Genomic DNA, 18,795 nt, shown 5'->3' with positions numbered 1-18,795 from the left:
CCGCGGTTGCCGTCCCCGGGCGAACACGCCCCGGGACGGCAGGAGTCCGGCCTCCATCCGGCCGGTCAACCCCACCGGAGCCGGCGGCAGCGTCATCGGGGCGGGCAGAAGCGGCGGGCGTACTTGCCCGCGCCCGGCCGGCCGCCGTAGCGGTCGTGTCGAAGGCGCTTCACGAGGCGTACTCGTCCGAGATCTCGGTGGCGTAGTTCTTCCAGAGGGGTTGCATGGTCTCGGCGTTGACCGGCTGTCCGGAATCGATCATGGCCTTGAAGTCGCGGAAGTACTGCACATACAGGTCGGGCGTGAAGGTGTTCAGCATGACCGCGTTCTCGTCGCCGACGTTGGCGAACGTGTGCGGCGCCCCGGTCGGCACGATGACCCAGGTGCCCGGCCCGGCGTCGTACTGGTCCTCGCCGACGGTGAACCGGAAGGTTCCGGCCAGCACGTAGAAGCCCTCGTCATGCTGGGCGTGGCGATGCTGCAACGGGCTCGGGGTGCCCGGCGGAATGGTGACCTCGGCGAACCCCAACCGGTGGTCGGTGTGCTCGCCGTTCTCCAGGATGCGGATCTGCTGTGCCCCGCTGCCGAGGATCTCGCCCTCACCGGGGCGGACGATGTTTACCTTCGCCACGACTTCTCCTCTTGTTCTCGCGTGCCTTGGTCACCACCATCCTTTCCCGGGCCGGTCGTGCGCGTCCTGGTCGTCTGTGCACGGTTGCTGGTCACCAGTGCACGGGCGTTGTAGCCGTACGTCGCCTTGAAGAGCTTGCTGAAATGGGTGGGATCGGAGAATCCCCACCGGGCGGCCACGGCGGTCACCGTACGTCCGCCTCCGGTCAGCTCGGCTCGGCAGCGCTCCAGGCGGCGACGGCGGATCAGGGCCGCGACGGTGAGCGGCTGGTCCTCGAACAGCTTGTGCAGCCGGCGTACCGAGATGTGATGGGCGGCGGCGATACCGGGCGGGCAGAGACCGGGATCGGCCAGCCGCGCCTCGATGTAGCCGGTGATGCGGTCCCGCAGCCACTCGTCCGGGGCCGGTTGCTCGTCGCCGAGCCGGGCCTCCAAAGCCACCGCGATCAGCTCGACGACGGCCGCCGCCGACCGCAGCGCCTCCGCCTCACGGAACCCGGTCGCCGACCGCGCCGACTCCCGGGCCAACGCGGAGACGAGAGCGCCCGGGCCGTGGCTGCCGTCGATGCGTACGCCGACGAGCCGGTCGATCTGCGCGGGCCGGATCCGAAGCTCCCGGCGCGGAACCAGGATGGTGACGTGCGCCGCGGCGGTGCTCTCGAACCGGAGCGTACGTGTGGGATCGAGCAGCACCAGGTCGGCCGGCCCGAGTTCGGCGTCGCCGCGCCCCTGCTCGATCCGCGTCCGGCCCCAGGTCATCACCTTGACCGCCAGGTTCTCACCGTCGCAGGCGTCGCGCTCCCGCCCGATGCAGGCGCTCTCTGGCGTGTCGAGGGAGACCAGCCGCAGCGGCCCGAGGTCGCGGGTGGCGATCCGGCCCCGGAAGCCGGCCCCGGCCAGCTTGTTGACCAGCGGCGGAAACCCACTGGCGGCCAGCTCGTCCTGGAACGTCTCAAGGTCGCCGATCACCGCTCAACGATAACGGCGACACCTCTGCTCGGGCACAGGGTTCGGTGGGTGTCGAGTCCGTATGGGCACCGAGCGAGTCCATGCCTGTGTACCCGTCTTCCCGCATGCCGTCATGTCTTCGGCAGCTGGGGGACGCCTCCGGCCCAGCCTCGCTGGAGACGGCCACTGACCTGCGGAGTTATCTGGGCGCGGTGCCTGACCCGCGGGCTCGTCGCGGCATCCGTCACCCGTGGACGGCTCCGCTCACCGCGGCGGCCGCCGCTGTTCTGGCCGGGGCCGCCTCGATCACGGCGATCGGCGAGTGAGTCGTCGACGCGCCGCAGAGTGTCCCTGGCCCTGCTCGGTTTCCGGCCCGATCCGCTGACCGGCCGGATCCGCCCGCCCCATGCCACGACAATCCGTCTCGTCCTGGCCGCCGTGGACGGCGGCGCCCTCGACCGCGCCCTCGGCGACTTCCTTCAGGGACGCAAGGCCCCGGCCCCGGGACGCAAGGTCATCGCCGTCGACGGCAAGACACTCCGCGGCTCCCGCGCCACCAGACGCGAACTGAGTGCCCGACAGGACTCCCTCGCAGGACAGTCGGACTTGGTCGATCTCCTGTCCTGCTGGGAGCCCTGTGGCCCCGTCCCGCGATCACCCGGCGCCGCACTGGATCGTGGCGGGCCGCCCGTGCATCCCAGGGTCCTGCTCACGATGAACAGTCGCCGTCACGCGCTCCGCCTGCACTCATGCACGGAGTAACCGGTATTGCCGGCAGGGCGTACTATTTGGCCGGCTGATGGCTCTCCAGCATGCGGGCCCTGACGACTTGGAGATCGATTCCCTCGCACCTGCCGATGTATTCGACGTACCGGCTGATGCGGCCGTCGCGGAATGTCAGGACGATGCAGTTCTCCAACTCCACCCGCTCGCCGACCGGTGCCATACCCGGACCGCCCCTGCTGATGGCGTGCCACAGCATCTCGATGACGACCGCATCGCCAGAGGCAGTGATCCGTCGGACTTCGATGATGCGGTCATCGACCAGACGTGCCGAGTTCGAGCCCGTCTGTTCCCAGGCTGCTCCCTGAGCGATGTTGATGTAGGGAATCAGGACTTCGCCGTCCGCGGTCATTAATGCGGCCTGCTGCTCGAAGTCGTGCGCGTTGTATGCGGCGATCCACTTCTGCGCGAGCTCTACGTTGTCCACTTTTTTACTCCTTTGTGGAAATTGCCTTTGGTCTCATCGATGTGGCTGTCGTGCGGGTCGAGTCCTCGCACCCGGGCGCGATGCTTCAACGCGCCGTGCGTCCAGGCCTGTTCGCCACGCACCGTGCGGAACGTCCCGTGGAGCGCTGGTGTGTTCTGTCTCTTCTCGGTCGGGGCAGGCGTGCCGAGCGGGGCGGCCAGGTGTCGAGGTCGTTGCACATCGGATCATAGAGGTTTCTTATCTGAGAAGACAATATCACTTACGGGGTCGGTCTGTGGCGGTGTGTCATTGCCGTCGACTGCGGGCGGCTCGCCAGGGTCGGCGGATTTCGTCCTGCGGAGTGCATAGCCGTCCGGGTTGCCGGCCGGTGACGGGTCGGCTGTGCTGACGGGCGAAGCGGAGCCTCCTTCTTATGTGAGACATATTTCTCACATAAGAGAGGCTCCCAGCTCCGGACCCCCTTCCCGGAAGCGCGCCGGGCCCTGACGGCGGTGACAGCGATCCTGGGACGAACCGGCTACGGCACCGAGGACGAGCGGGACGCCGAACTTCTCGCCGGCCTCATCGCCCACCGCGCCGGGCTCCTCGACAACACCACCAAGCCCATGCCCAGCGGAGTGCTGCAGCGCCTGGATGACGCGCTGAGCGACTCCTGATCTCGACGAGACGGATGCATGACTGCCTTCCTCATCCCTGTCCTGTTATGGTCGGTCGCCGCCTGGCGTACGCCCGCCGCCTGGCGCGACCCGCGAAAACGACCGCTGTGGGCGGCATTCGCAGCTCTGGCCCTGGCCATGACGCTGCGCACCGACGAAGTAGCGCGGAATTTCGACGCATCCGCGCACGTCAACAATCTGACGACGCTCATCAAACACACCTGCGGCCTCATCGCGGCGCACGCGGTCCTCGCCTTGGTGCACGCCGTGGCGCCGGAGTCGGCTCGCGGACGCTCGCTTCGTATCAACGGAGTTGTGCCGACGGTGTGCGCAGTGGCCATGACCGGCTCGTTCGCCGCAGCGCCCCGCCCCGAGGAAGTCGCCGACCCACTCACCGAGTACGCCGGGTCATGGCAGATCACCGCCTACGGCATCGTGTTCCTGCTGTACCTCACCATGGCCCTCGTAAGCGGCTGTCGCCTCTGCTGGAAGTGGGGACGCCAACCCGGGAGCGGCCGGACCGGACTCGGTCTCAAAATCGTCTGCGCGGGTCTGCTCCTCGGAATCGTCTACGCGGTCCATCGAGCGGCGGCCCTGCTCCTACGAGCGGCCGACGCGGATCCGCTCAGCCCCCACGCTGACGAGACGTTGAGCAACCTCTTCCTGTACGGGTCCCTCGTTCTCCTGGTCATCGGAACCTCGTTGCCTGCCTCGCGCCGGCTGCACGGCTGGATCACCGCCCACTACGACCTCCTCCTGCTCTACCCGCTGTGGCACGACCTCACCGAGGCGGCACCGGCTGTGCGACTGCATGCCCCGCACAGCCGTCTCGCCGAGGCCCTCGACCCGCGGCGAACCCGGGACCGCCTGTACCGGCGCACGATCGAAATCCGCGATGCCGCAATGGTGTTGAGCGACCACGCCTCCGCCGACGTGCGCGCGGAAGCCGAGCGCCACGTCGCCGCCCACGGGCTGGTGGGCGCGCAGGCGACCGTGACAGCGGAGGCCTGCTGGCTACGGCGGGCCCAGATCGCCCGGCTGCGCGGCGAGCCCCCAGAGGGAACCCATCTGCCTCCGGCGAGCGGCGGCCGTGACCTGACCAGCGAGATCCAGGCACTGACCCAACTCGCCCGCGCCTACCACTCCGAGCCCGCCACCACATTCGCGACCCACCCGTAAGACTCGCTTCTGGGAGACACCGTGAGTTCCCCGCGCACCGCACGCCTGGTCACCGACACCCTCGCCCCCGCCAACCTCGTCATGACCATCCTCCTGATCATCGGATGGCACAGCACCAGCAGCCTGGCCGGACTCGGCTGGGGCGTCCTGGCAGCCCTGTTCTGCGGCGGCATACCCTTCGCCGTCATCCTGGCCGGCGTCAGGGCCGGCTGGTGGACCGACAAACACGTCAAGGTACGCAGTCAACGACCGGCCGTCTTCCTGGCCACCGCCCTGTCCGTCGTCGTCGCCATCGTGCTCCTCGTCCTCTGCGACGCACCGCGTGAGGTCTTCGCCCTCGTCGTCGCCATGCTTTTCGGCCTCCTGTCCGTCATGCTCGTCAACCACTGGTGGAAGATCAGCGTCCACACCGCGGTCGCCAGCGGCGTCGCCACCATCCTGGCCCTCAGCTACGGCCCGGAACTTCTGCTCCTGTACGCCGCGGTCGCCGTCATCGGCTGGTCCCGCGTGGCCCTACGGGACCACACGGTCGCCCAGACGATCGTGGGGGCAGCTGTTGGGGGGGGTGGTTGCGGCGGTTGTCTTCACGTTGCTGCGGTAGGTGCAGCGTCCTGCTCCGGAGTGGCTTGCGCCGGTAGGAAGGACACCCGCAGCATCGTCGACTTGCCCGCCGGGACGGAACACCCCCACCGGGGCGACGGTGTTCCGTCCCGGCGGGCAAGACGCCAGCACTGGGCCGAGGAGGTCGGCGACCTGCGGAGGATCCCCGCGCCAGCGGATAGGACCGCGGAGCGGTCGACGATTCTTCGTTGGACTACGGAACACCCCCGCGTCGGCGGGGAGGACGCGCCCAGGGAGTCAACGACGTTCTGTGTCATCGGAAAGATGTCGGCCTGAGCGAGGCCCGCAAAGGGCCAGGTCAGGCGCTATTTCCGGCCTCGCGGTCCCGCGCATCCCCGCCCGGAGCGTCAAACGAGCGTCACGGTGCGAGCGGCTGGCGCACCCCTCTTCCGACCCGTCCGGCGGTCCGCGCCGACCGGGACAGAGGCGCGGGGTCACCGCGGGAGGCCGCCGAGAGAGAGCGACGCGAAGGGGGTGCGACGACACCAATCATAATGACATCCATTTTCATGTATCGTCTGCCTCGCTCACCGATCGCACCCCGGAGGTCCTCATGGCCGTACCCAAACGCAAGATGTCGCGCAGCAACACCCGGCACCGTCGCGCGCAGTGGAAAGCCACGACGCCGCAGCTGGTGACCGTCACGGTGGACGGCGTGCCGTACCTCGTTCCGCAGCGGCTGGCCAAGGCGTACGAGCGCGGTCTCCTCCGTCCGGAAGGCTGAACCCGCCATGGCCCGCGACCCCTCGCCGCTCCTTCCCGTCACCGTCCTGTCGGGGTTCCTCGGCGCCGGCAAGACCACCCTGCTCAACCACGTTCTCACCAACCGCGAGGGCTTGCGCGTCGCCGTTATCGTCAATGACATGAGCGAGGTCAACATCGACGCCGCCCTGGTGCGCGGCGGCGAGGCCGCGCTGTCCCGCACCGAGGAACGGCTGGTCGAGATGACCAACGGGTGCATCTGCTGCACCCTGCGCGACGACCTGCTCGAAGAGGTGGACCGGTTGGCGCGCGCGGGGCGTTTCGACTACCTCCTCATCGAGTCCTCCGGCATCTCCGAGCCCATGCCGGTGGCGCCACCTTCGCCTTCGCCTGCGACGACGGCGCCACCCTCGGCGATCTGGCCCGCCTGGACACCATGGTCACGGTCGTGGACGCCGCCAACTTCCTGCCGGAACTGGCCGGCGGCGACGAACTGGCCGAACGGGGCCTGGACCAGTACGAGGACGACGAACGCACGGTCAGCGACCTGCTGATGGACCAGATCGAATTCGCCGACGTCATCGTCCTCAACAAGCTCGACCTCGTCGACACCGCGTCCGCCGACCGGCTCCGGGCCACACTCGCCCGGCTCAACCCCGCCGCCCGCGTCGTACCGGCCGTACGGGGCCGCATACCGGTCGGCGAGGTAGTGGGCACCGCCCGCTTCGACCTGGAACGCGCGCAGCAGGCCCCGGGGTGGGTCAGGGAACTCAACGGCGACCACGTCCCCGAGACGGAGGAGTACGGCATCTCGTCTACCGTCTTCCGCTCCGGAAAGCCCTTCCACCCCGGGCGGTTGTGGACGTTCGTGACGGAGGCACTGGACAGCGGAGCCTATGGGCAGGTCCTCCGGTCGAAGGGCTTCTTCACCCTCGCCAGCCGACCCCTTGTGACGGGACTGTGGTCGCAGGCCGGTTCGGTGGCCCGCTTCGAGCCCTCCTCCGCACGTGACGCCGACAGCCCCTACGCCCAGGAACTCGTCTTCATCGGAACCCAGTTGGACGCGGAGCCGCTGCGAGCGGCCCTGACCGACTGCCTCATCCGGGCGGGCGAAGCAGCCCCGCCCGTTTCCGACCCCTTCCCGGCCTGGGACACCTACGGCTTCGACGAGAGCTGCGCGCACGAGCACGACCCCCTCACCACCGTGCCGGGGCGCTGAAACTCCGGGCCGGACGGTGGTCGCAGCCACGGCACCGTCCGGCCCGGTACACACCTGTGTCAGAGAGGCCGCTCATGGACGACAGGAAGAAGCCGCGCCTGGGGACGGTGCAGGAGACCCTCCTCATACCGCTGTATGCCCACGCCGTGGAGAACCGCAAGGAACACGCGCTACTGAGGGACCCACTGGCCGAAGAGATCGTCGCCTCGATCGATTACGACTTCGGACGCTTCGACGATCTGCCGAGCTTCACCGGTGCGTTACTGCGCACCCGTCTGTTCGACCGATGGGTGGACGACTTCCTGTCCGCGCACCCCGACGCCACCGTGGTCGAGATCGGTACCGGGCTTAACACCCGCCACGAACGCGTCGACAACGGCCGCGCCCGTTGGTACGAACTCGACCTGCCCGACGTGAACGACCTGCGCCGGAACTTCTTCACGGACAGCCCCCGACGGACGATGATCGCGGCCTCGGTGACGGACCGGGCGTGGGCCGCGGAGGTGGCCTCGCACGCCACCGGGCCGTACCTGTTCGTCGCGGAGGCCGTACTGCCCTACCTCCACGAACCCGACGTGCGCGGGGTCATCGACCTCCTCGCCGACCACTTCCCGGGCGCCCTGCTGGCCCTGGACACCGCCGGCCCCGGCTTCTTCGACACTCAGGAACAGCATGACGCCCTGAGCAAGGTCGAGGCCCGTATGCGCTGGTACTGCCCTGGCCCGGCCCAATTGGCCAACTGGCGGCCGGGGGCACGTGTGCTGGCATCACACACCCTCACCAGCCTGCCCGAGGATCTGGTGGCCCAGTTGCCTACCACATCGCCTCCGTCGACGAGGTCGGCGGCGACTTCTACGATCTGTTCCCCCTCAACGTCATCGAGGCGATCGTCGCGATCACCGCCGGGACGATCGCCTCCTCCACGGCCCTGATCGGCTTCGGCCTCGACTCAGTGATCGAGGTGTCCTCCGCCGCCCCCGTCGCCTGGCAGTTCTCCGCCCCCGACCACACGGTCCGCGAGTCCCGCGAGCAGCGCACCCTGCGCATCATCGCCGTCTCCTTCTTCGCGCTCGCCGCCTACGCCACCTTCGACGCCGTCCGCGCCCTGAGCGGCACTGGAGAAGCCGAACGCTCCGTCCTCGGTATCGTCATCGCCGCCCTGTCCCTGGCGGTCATGCCGTTCCTGCCGCCCAGCGCGCAGCGGGACGCGAACTGGGCTCCGCCTCCGCCGTCGCGGGCTCCCAGCAGACCCTGCTGTGCACCTACCTGTCCGCGGTGCTCGTGGTGGGCCTGGTCCTCAACGCCACCCTCGACTGGTCCTGGGCCGACCCGATTGCCGCCCCCGCCATCGCCGGCATCGCCGTCAAGGAGGGCCGCGACGCCGGGCAGGGCAAGGGCTGCTGCGCACCCACCACCGCGGCCACCCCCCTCCCGTTACCGTCTTCGTGGCTCCGCAATGGGGCCTCCGGCCTTCGGGTCCGGCATGACTTCCCCCTCCTGTTGTTGATGATCCGGGGGGTGGTGTCACCGGGTCCGGAGGCATCGACGGACCGCTGATGAGGGGCTTGAGCACCGGCTTCACCCAGGCCGGAAGAGCTCTCCGTAACGTGGATGTGGCAGCTCGGTGCCGAGGCAAGGCCGGACGAAAGCGTGATGGAGGGGCCTGCACGTGATCGACACCGGCGACATCGACGTCTTCCTCGGCCTGGACGTCGGCAAGAGCGAACACCACGCCACCGCCGTCACCCCGGCCAGCAAGAAGGCCTTCGACAAGCGCCTGCCCAACACCGAGCCCAAGCTCCGCGAGCTCTTCACGAAGCTCCAGGCCAAGCACGGAACGGTGCTGGTCGTGGTCGACCAGCCAGCCTCGATCGGCGCGCTGCCGCCGGCGGTCGCCCGGGACATGGGCTGCCCGGTCGCCTACCTGCCCGGACTGACAATGCGGCGGATTGCCGACCTCTACCCGGGCGAGGCGAAGACGGACGCGAGGGACGCGTTCATCATCGCGGATGCGGCCCGCGCGATGCCCCACACGCTGCGGGCGATCGACGGCGAGGACGAGACGATCGCCGAGCTGGAGATGATCGTGGGGTTCGACGACGATCTGGCCGGCGAGGCGACCAGGGTCGCGAACCGCCTGCACGGCCTGCTGACTCAGATCCATCCGTCTCTGGAACGGGTGCTGGGGCCACGGTTGCAGCACCCTGCTGTCCTCACGCTGCTGGAGCGGTTCGGGTCACCGGCACAGATACGCAAGGCGGGCCGAAGGCGGCTGGTCACGCTGCTGCGGCCGAAGGCGCCGCGGATGGCCGAACGTCTGGTCGAGGACATCTTCACCGCGCTGGACGAACAGACCGTGGTGGTGCCCGGCACCGACGCGGCCGCTCTGATCGTCCCGAGCCTCGCCGGATCCCTGGCCGCCATCCTTGACCAGCGCAAACTCCTGGCCGGGCGGATCGAGGAACTCCTGGAGGCCCACCCTCTTTCGAAGGTCCTGACGTCGATGCCGGGCATCGGCGTCAGGACCGGCGCACGAATCCTGATCGAGGTCGGCGACGGCAGCACCTTCCCTACCGCCGGCCACCTCGCCGCCTACGCCGGCCTCGCCCCCGCGACCCGCAGTTCAGGGTCGTCGATCCGCGGAGAACAGCCCTCCCGGAGAGGAAACAAGCAGCTCAAACGGGCCTTCTTCCTCTCTGCGTTCGCCGCCCTGGGAGACCTGGCATCGCGGGCCTACTACGACAAAAAGATCGCCCAAGGGAAGCACCACACGCAGGCTCTGCTCTGCCTCGCCCGACGCCGGGCCGACGTCCTCTTCGCGATGCTCCGCGACGGAACCTTCTACGAACCGCAGCCGGTCCGGGCCGTCGCTCCGCAGACCTAGACCATGGTCAGGAGGTGGTCCGTGGGGCCGTAGTCGATCTTCCAGTCGGCATAGACCCCTGAGGCGCCGTCCTTCTGGCACCGCAGCCCAACGGTCACCCAGCGGACCAATCCGTCGTCGGCGAGGGAGAACGCGACCGCGGTTTCAAACTCCTCGCTCCCGCACGGGCAGCAGGCCTCGCCGGGATCCGCGTCCTCCCAGAACTCCTCGCTATCCGCGATGAACGCGCGGCCGCCGCAACCAACGCACACCCGCTCGGCTCCACCCTCGACATCGTCAACGAGCACGAAGAAGACGCGCCCGCCACACCCGCCACAGACGGAAGGAACGATCTTCACCCGACGGCCGTCGCCTGCGTTCCGCAGAAACACCGCGAGGTCCGCAGAGACACCCTCGCCAACCTGATCATCAGCATGCACAGCCACATCGTTCCAGACACCCGAACCAGCACCCATCCACCTTGACCAAAGAGATAGGGGCACCCCCCCACCAAGGCCGACGACGGATGCGGCGACTGCCCGCCCGGCTGCGGCTGCTGCGGCCAGCGTCCACCGTGCGCCGATAACCGTCAGCAGCGGTCCTCGGCCGCGGAGTCCACGCAGGTGCGACGGTCTCGCGCCCGCTCCGGCAGGAGCGGCAGGAGACGGCGCGGATCGGTCGGCGACTGCGCGGCCGAAGCCGCACCGGGCCGAGGTGGACGCAGTCGCACCACACCCGTCAGTCCGTGGTGAACCGCAGGTGCGGGGCGACGCTGCGCAGTTTCTCGCAGGTCTCCTCGATCTCCCGGTCCGGGCTGGACTGCGCGGTGACTCCCGCGCCCGCGCGCAGCCAGCTCTCCTCGCCGTCACCGATGAGGGTGCGAAGGACGAGGGCCGCGTCCAGGGCTCCGGCGGTGCTGCCCCGGAAGACCGCGCCGCCGTACAGGCCCCTGGGTCCGTCCTCGTGGCGGGCCAGGGCGTGGAGGGCGTCGCGCTTGGAGACACCGGTGGCGGTGATCGCGGGGAAGAGGGAGGCGAAGGCGTCCCACGGCCCGGCGTTCTCGCCGAGTCGGCCCGTCACCCGTGACGCCAGGTGCTGCACCGAACCCCGCGGCCGGACCGCCATGAACTCCTCGACCACGACCGAGCCGGGCCGGCACACCGCGGCCATCTCCTCCCAGGCCAGGCGTACGGACACGGCGTGCTCGTGTATCTCCTTGGGGTCGCTGAGCAGTTCCGCGCGCCGACGGTCGTTCTCCGCCGGGTCGGGGCCGTGCGCGCGGGTGCCGGCGAGGGGCTGGGTGCTGACCCGGCCGTTCTCCGCGACCTCCAAAACGGTTTCCGGGCTGAACCCGGCCGCCCGGTAGCCGCCGAGGTCCAGCAGGTAGGAGCGGGCCGGGGTGTTGGACCGGCGACCCGCGAGATAGGTCGCGGCGAAGTCGACGGCCGGCGCGGCGGGCAGTGGCACCTTCCGGGAGACCACGGCCTTCTCCAGGAGCCCGGCGCGGATGTCCTCGATCGTGCGGGCGACCGCGCCGCCGTAGGCGGCGGTGCCCGCGGCGATGACGCGTTCGGCTGCCTCCGCCGTCGTTGTGTCCGGCGTCGGTTGCCGGGGGGTCCGTTCGGCCAGCAGGTCCGCGGCCTTGCGCAGCCATGCCTCGTCCACCGCTCGCACCACGGTCTCCGCCTCGGTGAAGGTCACCTCGACGGCCGGGACGAGGGCGTGCAGCAGCGGGCGGTCCCCGGCGGCTTCGGCGTCGGCGTGCAGGAGGTGGGCGAGTTCGAAGGCCGCCCAGCCGTAGAAGTGACGTCCCCCGTCGGACGCCCCGTGTGTCGTGGACAGGGCGCTGAGCGCGGCGGCGAACGCGGTCACCGGCCGGCCCTCGGTGCGGGAGGTCCAGGTCCGCCCGGCGGCCCGTGCGGTGACGGTGTCCGTGTACGCGGTGAGGCTGACGGCGGAACCCGCCGCGAAGTGCCAGACGCCGCCTTCCGCCTCGTACACCACGTACTGGTCGGACAGGCGTGCCTGCGCGAGACGGGTGGCGGTGGCCGCGGGGGCGGGGGTGGGTTCCAGGGTGCTCGCACGCGCGAGAGGCGTCACGGAGCGCGCCCATGAGTCCCAGGTGTTCCGGGGGCCGGTGCTCATCCTGTCGTGTCCTTCCTCTGCCGCCGGGTCCGCCGGATCCGGGTGAATCGGTGCCTCCGGGTGTGGCGTCATGACCGTGCTCCCTCCAGCCGCCAGCCGTGGGCGCGGGCCCGGCGCTGCCAGAAGGAGGCGTAGGTGCCGCCCGCCGTGACCAGGTCCTCGTGCGTGCCGCGCTCGGTGATCCGGCCGTCCTCCAGGACCAGGATCTGGTCGGCGTGCACGACGGTGCTGAGCCGGTGTGCGATGACCAGCAGCGTCTTGCGTTCGGCGAGGGTGCGCACGGCCTCGGCGAACAGCGCCTCGTTCTCCTGGTCGAGCGCTGCGGTGGCCTCGTCGAGGACGAGGATCGGCGCGTCCTTCAGCAGGGCGCGGGCGATGGACACGCGCTGGCGCTGCCCGCCGGACAGGCGTGCGCCGCCCTCGCCCACCTTGGTGTCCCAGCCGTCGGGCAGTTCCCCGATCACCCGGTCCAGGCCGGACAGGGCGGCGGCCTCGGCCAGTTCGGCGGGGCCGGCGTCCGGGGCGGCGATCCTGACGTTCTCCTCGATCGTGCCGTCGAAGAGGTAGACGTCCTGGAAGACGAGCGAGACGTGGGCGGCCAGGTCGTCGGCAGTGATGTCGCGGACGTCGACGCCACCAATACGGACGGTGCCCTCCGTGGTGTCCCGGAAGCGTGCGATCAGCGAGGCGACCGTGGTCTTGCCGGCGCCGGAGGACCCCACCAGCGCCGTCATGCCGCGCTCGGGCAGGCGGAAGGTCACGTCGTCGAGGACGGCACGCCCGCCGGTCTCACCGCCGTCGTAGCGGAAGGTCACACCGGTGAACTCCACGCTCGCGTCACGGGGAGACCGCGGCTCGGCGGGCTGGGGGAAGTGCGGCTCGTCGAGGACCGCGCCGAGTCGTTCCAGGGTGTTGCGGGCGATGCGCAGGCCGGCCCCGGCCTCGGCGGCGGACGACACGCTGTCGATCAGGCGGACCAGGAGCACCAGGAGCGCCAGCAGCGTGGGCACGGTGAGCGACCCGTCGAGCTGCCAGGACACGCCGAGGGCCAGCAGCAGGGCGAAGACGAGCCGGGTGGCGAAGGTGAAGGAGACCAGGCCGGGCAGGCCGCGCGCGATGAGGCGACGGTCGGCGCGCGACTCCGCCACCAGGGCGTCATCCAGGGCGCCGTAGCCCTCCGCGGTCCGGCCGAAAGCCCGCAGGACCGGCTGGTTGCGGGTGTACTCCAGCACCCGGTCGGCCGACTCGCCGATCGCGGCGTCACGGCCGAGGTCGAGGCGGCGCATCAGTGACGTGCTCCCCTGCTGGACGGCGTACAGCACGGGTGCGCAGACCAGGAGCACCAGGGCGGTGCGGACGTCGAAGAAGAAGGTGGCCACGATCAGGGTCACCGGGGTCAGCACGGAGTTGATGAACGGGCGCAGCAGGTGTGCCGGTGTGCTCATCACCTGGATGACGTTCTGCCCGGCGAGTCGGCTGAACTCGGCGGTGCGGCCGGCGGTGAACCAGCCCAGCGGCAGGCGCAGCGCCTGGTCGGCCAGCCGGCGGTGCAGCACCCGGGAGAGCTGGGAGCCGACCGTGAACCCGCCGCTGAGGGCGGCGCCCTGGAGTACGGCGTAGGCGGCCACGCAGCCGGCGAACGCCGCCAGCCACGGCCATACGTCGGCAGGGTCGGACCCGAGCAGGGCTTTGAGGACGGGTACCAGGAGGGCGAAGGCGACGCCCTGGAGTACGGCCGCCCCGGACTGGAGGAGCAGCAGCCGGTTCAGGGGCCGGAAGCCCTCCGGTCCCAGTACGCGGTAGAGCTGACGGATCATCGTGCGCTTCCCTCTCGGATGTCGGCCTCCGCGCGGACGGCCCGCTGGTGTGGAACCTCGTCGGTCTCGTCGGGGCCCGCGGTGCGCTGGGCCTCCCACAGCGCGGCGTAGCGGCCACCGCCGGCCAGCAGGTCGTCGTGGCGGCCCTGTTCGGTGACGCGTCCGTCCTCCAGCACCACGATGCGGTCGGCGGAGCGGATGGTCGCCAGCCGGTGGGCGATGACGAGCAGGGTGCGGCTGGCCGCGAGCGCGGACAGGCCGTCCTGGATCAGGGCCTCGGAGTGCGGGTCGGCGTAGGCGGTGGCCTCGTCGAGCACGAGGACGGGGGCGTCGGCGAGCAACGCCCTGGCGATGGACAGCCGTTGCGCCTCTCCGCCGGAGAGGGTGACGGCCGTGCCGAGTTCGGTGGCGTAGCCGTCGGGCAGTTCCGTGATGCGGTCGTGGATGCGGGCGGCGCGGGCGCACCGTTCGACATCCTCGTCGGTGGCCTCGGGGCGGCCCAGCCGGATGTTGTCGGCGACGCTCGCCCGCAGCAGCCGTACGTCCTGGAGGACGAAGCCCACCCGTCGGTACAGCTCGGTGGCGGGGATGTCCCGCAGGTCGGCGCCGCCGAGGGTCACCGTACCGGCCGTGACATCGTGGAAGCGGGGCAGCAAGGAGGCCAGGGTGGACTTGCCCGAGCCGGAGGGGCCGACGAGTGCGGTGACGGTGCCGGGGGCGAGGTCGAGGTCGACGCCGCTGAGGACGTCGGTGGTGCCGTCGTAGGAGAAGGACACGCCGCGCAGACGTACGTGGTGGCCGTCGGGGAGGGCGGGTGTCGTGGGCTCGGGGAGGGTGGGGGCGTCCAGGAGTTGGGTGACGCGTACGGCGGCGGCCTGGCCGGCCCGGATCTGCTGGATGCGGGGGCCGACCACGCCCATGGGGGCGGCGACCGCGGGGCCGAGCAGGAGGAAGGGGACGAGTTCGGCGCCGGTCGTCCAGCCCTGGGTGACGAACACCGCGCCGGGTGCGGCCAGGAGCAGGAGGACCACGGCCGGGGTGACCACCAGGATTGCGGCGGTGGAGGTGGCGAGGGTGGACCGGACCCAGCTGGAGAAGAAGTCGGCGAAGCCCTCGGTGGCGCGGACGAAGCGCTCGTGGGCCTTGCGGCCGCGCCCGAAGCTCTTGAAGACGGCGATGCCGGAGGCGAACTCCACGGCGGCGGCGGAGATTCGGCCCACCGCGGCGCCGAACTCGGCCATCTGCGCCGCCGCGCCCGCCATGGCCCGGCTGAACAGGAACACGCCCAGCAGCAGGGGCACCACGCTGATCAGGGCGAGCCGCCAGTCGACGGTGAACAGGTAGACCAGGACGAGCACCGGGGCGGTGAGCACGGAGACGATGTCGAGGAGGGTGTGGGCGAACAGGGTGTGCAGTGCGCTCACGTCGTCCTGCACGGCCTGTTTGACCTCACCGGTGCCCCGGTGGGTGAGCCGGCCGAGCGGCAGCCGTCCGATGTGCCGGGCGAGGCGGCGGCGGAGGGTGAGCTGGAGGTCGTTGTCGGCGAGGTGGGCGAGGGCTCCGGCCGCGGTGCCGCAGACCAGGGCGACGAAGCCCGCCGAGCAGGCCAGGGCCACCAGCGGCCAGAGGGCGTCGCCGTCGGCCGGAGACCCTGCGGTGAGGCGCTCGGCGATGCGGGAGACCGCGATGAACGGGACCACTCCGGCGAGGGCGGCGACGGCCTGGAGGCCGACGGCGAGGGTCAGACGGCCACGGACGGGTTCGGCGAGCCTGCGCAGCGGGGGCGGCGGGGTCGCGGAGGCGCCCGCGCCGGAGGTGGCGTCCTCGGCTGCCGGGGCCGGGCCGGGCTCGGGCGGTTGTGACTTCACTTGACGAGTACTCCGATTTCGGGGATGGGCCTGCCGCCCGCCTCGGTGATGCGGCGGCTGGTCATGCCGGCCTCGCGGGCCAGCCGGGCGACGTCGAAGGTGTGCCATTCGTAGCTGTCGGCGACCTCGCGGACGGTGCGGCCGTCGCGCAGGACCTTCCAGGTGGTGGTGAAGCGCATGCCGTCGCCCTCGGTGGGTTCGCCGCCGATCCACCACTCGTAGGTCTGGCTGCCGATGGTCTCCCTGAGGGACATCACCGGGGGGATGACGCGGGGTGAGGAGACTCCCATCAGTTCGACGACGATGGGCGCCCCGTCGGGCAGGCGGTCCGCGAGCCGCTTCCACAGCGTCACGCGTTCGGGGACGGTGAGATGGCCGGCGACGCCGAAGATGACGACCGCGGAAAGGCGTTCGGGCAGGACGAGGTCCTGGGCCGACCCGTCGACGACGGTCACGCGGCGGCGCAGGTCCGGGTCGCGGGCGACCCGGGAGGTGAGCATGGCGCGCATCGTGGCCGACGGCTCGGCCGCCAGGATCTCCGCGTCCGGCAGCGCGGCGGCGATGACCTCGGTGACGCGGCCGGTACCGGCTCCGATCTCCAGGACGGGTCCGTGGGACACGTCCAGCCTGGTCAGGACGCCGGTGAGCGGGGGGCCGCTACTGGCGGTGTGCCGGGTGGCGACCAGTTCGTAGAACTCGGCCGAGGTCGAGTAGTAGTCGATCACGTTGGTCTCCGGGCGTGGATGGCCGGGTGGGTGTGAGTGGCCTGGTGTGCGGGTGCGGCGGTGCGGCGGCTCACGGGGTGCTCGGCCAGGTGTGGGCGCCGCCCGTGGTCAGGGAGGGGTCCAGCCTGCGCAGGACGGTGGCGACGACCTCGCGGCGGCGCGGGGTGAGATAGAAGTGGTCGCCGGGGAAGATGCGTACCTCGGTGCGGGCGGTGGTGAGGTCCGCCCAGCCGCCCGCCCGTTCACGGGCGCGTTCCGATCCGAGTTCCGGGTCCGTGCTGCCGGTCAGGACGTGCAGGGGGCAGGACAGCGGTGGCCGCTCCGGCGGGCGGTAGGTCTCGATGATCCGGTAGTCGTGGCGCACGGCCGTGAGGATCAGGGAGCGCAGTCCGGGATCGTCGAGGACCTCCCGGCTGGTGCCGCCCAGCCGGGCCAGTTCGGCGCCCAGGGTGTCGTCGTCCTGGCGGTGCAGTTGCCCGGTGACGGCGGTGCCGGGGGCGGCCCGGCCGGAGGCGAACAGGCGCCGCGGTCCGGGGATGTGGCGCCGTTGCAGCTCGTGGGCGAGTTCCCAGGCCACGGCGGAGCCCATGCTGTGCCCGAAGAGGGCGTACGGCCGGTCGAGCAGCGGCGCGACGGCGTCCGCCACCGCACCCACCAGTTCGGCCATGTCGGCCGCCTCGGGGTCCTCGAAGCGGTCCTCGCGGCCCGGGTACTGGATGGCGAGGAGTTCGACCTCGGGGGGTGTCAGGGCGGCCCAGGGCCGGTAGAAGCCCGCGCTACCGCCCGCGTGCGGCAGGCAGACCAGGGTGTACCGGGGTGCGGAGGCGCCGCTCCACCGCCGGATCCACGGGCTGTCGGCGCGCGCGGCGCGTGCCGAGGGCCGTGCCGGGGGCTGCGCCGGGTGCCGGAGGGGCGTGTTGGGCGCGGAGGGCGCGGTCACCAGGTGACCTTCAGTTCTTCGAGGCCGAAGGTGGCCGAGTCGTGCTTGACGGCGACGTCGTCCCGGTCTCCCGCGAGGCGGAGGGTGGGCACGCGGCGGATCAGGGTCTCCAGGGCGACCTCCAGTTCCAGCCGGGCCAGGTGCTGCCCGACGCACTGGTGGACGCCGTAGCCGAAGGCGACGTGGTGGTTGTCGGTGCGGTGGAAGTCGACCCGCTCCGGGTCGTCGAACTGCTCGGGGTCGTGGTTGGCGCCGGCCAGAAGGGCGATGACGCCGTCGTCGGCGGGGATCGTCCGGCCGGACAGGTCGATGTCCTCGGCGGCCACCCGCAGCGGGATGGAGTCGGCGACGGACAGGACGCGCAGGAGTTCGTCGACGGCGGCGGGCAGCAGGGAGGGGTCGCTGCGCAGTTCCTCCATCAGCTCCGGCCGGTCCAGGAGGAGCAGGGTACTCAGGGCGATCATGCTGGTGGTGGTCTCGCGGCCGGCGTTGATGGTGATGCCGAGCGTGGACAGCAACTGGTCCATGGTCACGTGGCCGGGGACGAGCTGCTCGGTGACGAGCTTGGAGATCAGGTCGTCGCGGGGTTCCTCGCGCCGCTTGCCGACCAGTTCGGCGAGCAGTCCGAAGAGGCCGCCGAGGGCTTCGGAGACCTGTTCGGCGGTGCTGGTGCGGGAGCCGGAGACGCGGGTGACGTCCCGGAAGAACTCCAGGTTCTCGCGGGGGATGCCGAGCAGTTCGCAGATCACCGAGGTGGAGACCGCGTTGGCGTACACGGAGACGAAGTCCACGGGTCCGCCGCCGGCGAGCATGCCGTCCAGGATCTCGTCGACGCGGGCCTGCACTGCGGGCCGCATCGCCCGCACCTGGCGCACGGTGAACACCGGCAGGAGCATCCGCCGGTACTTGGTGTGTTCGGGGGCGTCGGTGCGGATGAAGGGGCGGAACCTCGCCCCGGCCTCCTGTTCGCCCTCGCCGAGAGCCGGGAAGCCCGGACGGCGGATGTCGGCGCTGACCCGGGGGTCGGAGAGCAGTTCGCGTACGTCGTCGTAGCGGGTGACCACCCACGCCTCCTTCTTCGTCGGCAGGGTCACGCGGGCGACGGGGTCGTGGGTGCGCAGCGCGTCGTACTCCGCGGGCGCGGCGAAGGGGCAGCCGCGTTGCATGGGGAAGTCCCGGGGCGGGGCTGCGGGGTCCGACCCGGCGTCCGTGCCGGGCCGGTCGGAGGTGGAGGTCGTCTCGGGGGCGAAGGTCTCGGTGGGTCTCATGGTG

At 70.8% G+C, this 18,795-nt stretch carries 17 protein-coding genes and 2 pseudogenes; 9 read left to right on the top strand and 10 right to left on the bottom strand.

Annotated features, from left to right (window positions below; translation table 11 throughout):
* Positions 1-169 precede the first annotated feature (169 nt).
* Together IO29_RS34725 and IO29_RS34720 are read right to left on the bottom strand one after the other, a co-directional pair.
* Complete coding sequence (locus IO29_RS34725; protein ID WP_030378538.1) at positions 170-631, bottom strand: cupin domain-containing protein; 462 nt, start codon at positions 629-631, stop codon at positions 170-172.
* On the bottom strand, positions 619-1,599 hold the full coding sequence (locus IO29_RS34720; protein WP_030378537.1) for a helix-turn-helix domain-containing protein: 981 nt from the start codon (positions 1,597-1,599) through the stop codon (positions 619-621). The genes IO29_RS34725 and IO29_RS34720 overlap by 13 nt, the downstream gene beginning before the upstream one ends.
* An 80-nt stretch (positions 1,600-1,679) precedes the next feature.
* Here IO29_RS34720 and IO29_RS40505 point away from each other — a divergent pair, with 80 nt between their 5' ends.
* A complete protein-coding gene (locus IO29_RS40505; RefSeq protein ID WP_078618138.1) occupies positions 1,680-1,904 on the top strand; it encodes a transposase family protein in 225 nt (74 codons plus the stop codon).
* Positions 1,905-2,362: 458 nt separating this feature from the next.
* Here IO29_RS40505 and IO29_RS34710 read toward each other — a convergent pair whose 3' ends face one another.
* Entirely contained in the window at positions 2,363-2,788 is a 426-nt protein-coding gene (locus IO29_RS34710; protein ID WP_030378536.1) for a nuclear transport factor 2 family protein, read from the bottom strand.
* 491 nt (positions 2,789-3,279) lie between these two features.
* Here IO29_RS34710 and IO29_RS38770 point away from each other — a divergent pair, with 491 nt between their 5' ends.
* From IO29_RS38770 to IO29_RS34675, 8 genes and pseudogenes are all read left to right on the top strand, one after another.
* A complete protein-coding gene (locus tag IO29_RS38770) occupies positions 3,280-3,444 on the top strand; it encodes a hypothetical protein (RefSeq protein WP_158709302.1) in 165 nt (54 codons plus the stop codon).
* An 18-nt stretch (positions 3,445-3,462) separates the two neighbouring features.
* Positions 3,463-4,623, top strand: coding sequence for an MAB_1171c family putative transporter (locus IO29_RS34705; protein ID WP_030378535.1), 1,161 nt, complete (start codon positions 3,463-3,465; stop codon positions 4,621-4,623).
* Between the two features lie 21 nt (positions 4,624-4,644).
* Positions 4,645-5,520 carry a hypothetical protein gene (locus IO29_RS34700; protein ID WP_234307442.1) on the top strand — a complete coding sequence of 292 codons (876 nt, stop codon included), beginning with the start codon at positions 4,645-4,647 and terminating at the stop codon, positions 5,518-5,520.
* A gap of 277 nt (positions 5,521-5,797) precedes the next feature.
* A complete protein-coding gene (rpmF, locus tag IO29_RS34695; RefSeq protein WP_007387878.1) occupies positions 5,798-5,968 on the top strand; it encodes a 50S ribosomal protein L32 in 171 nt (56 codons plus the stop codon).
* 7 nt (positions 5,969-5,975) lie between these two features.
* A pseudogene (locus IO29_RS40145) lies at positions 5,976-7,165 on the top strand (GTP-binding protein).
* Between the two features lie 74 nt (positions 7,166-7,239).
* The gene (locus IO29_RS34685) at positions 7,240-8,097 is read left to right on the top strand and encodes a class I SAM-dependent methyltransferase (RefSeq protein WP_078618142.1); all 858 of its coding nucleotides are present in this window, start codon (positions 7,240-7,242) and stop codon (positions 8,095-8,097) included.
* Positions 8,037-8,722 (top strand): annotated as a pseudogene (locus tag IO29_RS34680) (cation transporter); the annotation flags it as partial. The gene IO29_RS34685 and the pseudogene IO29_RS34680, both read left to right, overlap by 61 nt.
* Positions 8,723-8,834: 112 nt before the next feature.
* A complete protein-coding gene (locus IO29_RS34675; protein ID WP_030378533.1) occupies positions 8,835-10,049 on the top strand; it encodes an IS110 family RNA-guided transposase in 1,215 nt (404 codons plus the stop codon).
* Here the strand turns inward: IO29_RS34675 and IO29_RS34670 are convergent.
* The 7 genes from IO29_RS34670 to IO29_RS34640 form a co-directional block, all read right to left on the bottom strand.
* Positions 10,046-10,468: a hypothetical protein gene (locus IO29_RS34670; protein ID WP_030378532.1), complete on the bottom strand. Its 423-nt coding sequence runs from the start codon at positions 10,466-10,468 to the stop codon at positions 10,046-10,048. The genes IO29_RS34675 and IO29_RS34670 overlap by 4 nt on opposite strands.
* A 298-nt stretch (positions 10,469-10,766) precedes the next feature.
* The gene (locus tag IO29_RS34665) at positions 10,767-12,173 is read right to left on the bottom strand and encodes a salicylate synthase (protein ID WP_030378531.1); all 1,407 of its coding nucleotides are present in this window, start codon (positions 12,171-12,173) and stop codon (positions 10,767-10,769) included.
* Positions 12,174-12,241: 68 nt separating this feature from the next.
* Positions 12,242-13,990 (bottom strand): ABC transporter ATP-binding protein, encoded by a 1,749-nt coding sequence (locus tag IO29_RS34660; RefSeq protein ID WP_030378530.1) that lies wholly within the window; start codon positions 13,988-13,990, stop codon positions 12,242-12,244.
* Entirely contained in the window at positions 13,987-15,858 is a 1,872-nt protein-coding gene (locus tag IO29_RS34655; protein WP_030378529.1) for an ABC transporter ATP-binding protein, read from the bottom strand. The genes IO29_RS34660 and IO29_RS34655 overlap by 4 nt, the downstream gene beginning before the upstream one ends.
* The gene (locus tag IO29_RS34650) at positions 15,855-16,583 is read right to left on the bottom strand and encodes a class I SAM-dependent methyltransferase (RefSeq protein ID WP_030378528.1); all 729 of its coding nucleotides are present in this window, start codon (positions 16,581-16,583) and stop codon (positions 15,855-15,857) included. The genes IO29_RS34655 and IO29_RS34650 overlap by 4 nt, the downstream gene beginning before the upstream one ends.
* Before the next feature lie 70 nt (positions 16,584-16,653).
* Complete coding sequence (locus tag IO29_RS34645) at positions 16,654-17,523, bottom strand: thioesterase II family protein (protein ID WP_030378527.1); 870 nt, start codon at positions 17,521-17,523, stop codon at positions 16,654-16,656.
* A complete protein-coding gene (locus tag IO29_RS34640; protein ID WP_030378526.1) occupies positions 17,520-18,791 on the bottom strand; it encodes a cytochrome P450 in 1,272 nt (423 codons plus the stop codon). Before IO29_RS34640 ends, IO29_RS34645 begins: the two co-directional genes overlap by 4 nt.
* Positions 18,792-18,795: the final 4 nt, after the last annotated feature.

Origin of the sequence: Streptomyces sp. NRRL F-6676 (assembly GCF_000725625.1) — a bacterium.
Classification (GTDB): Bacteria; Actinomycetota; Actinomycetes; order Streptomycetales; family Streptomycetaceae; genus Streptomyces.
Note: the sequence above shows the minus strand (reverse complement) of the source record. Positions and strands in the feature narration are given on the sequence as shown.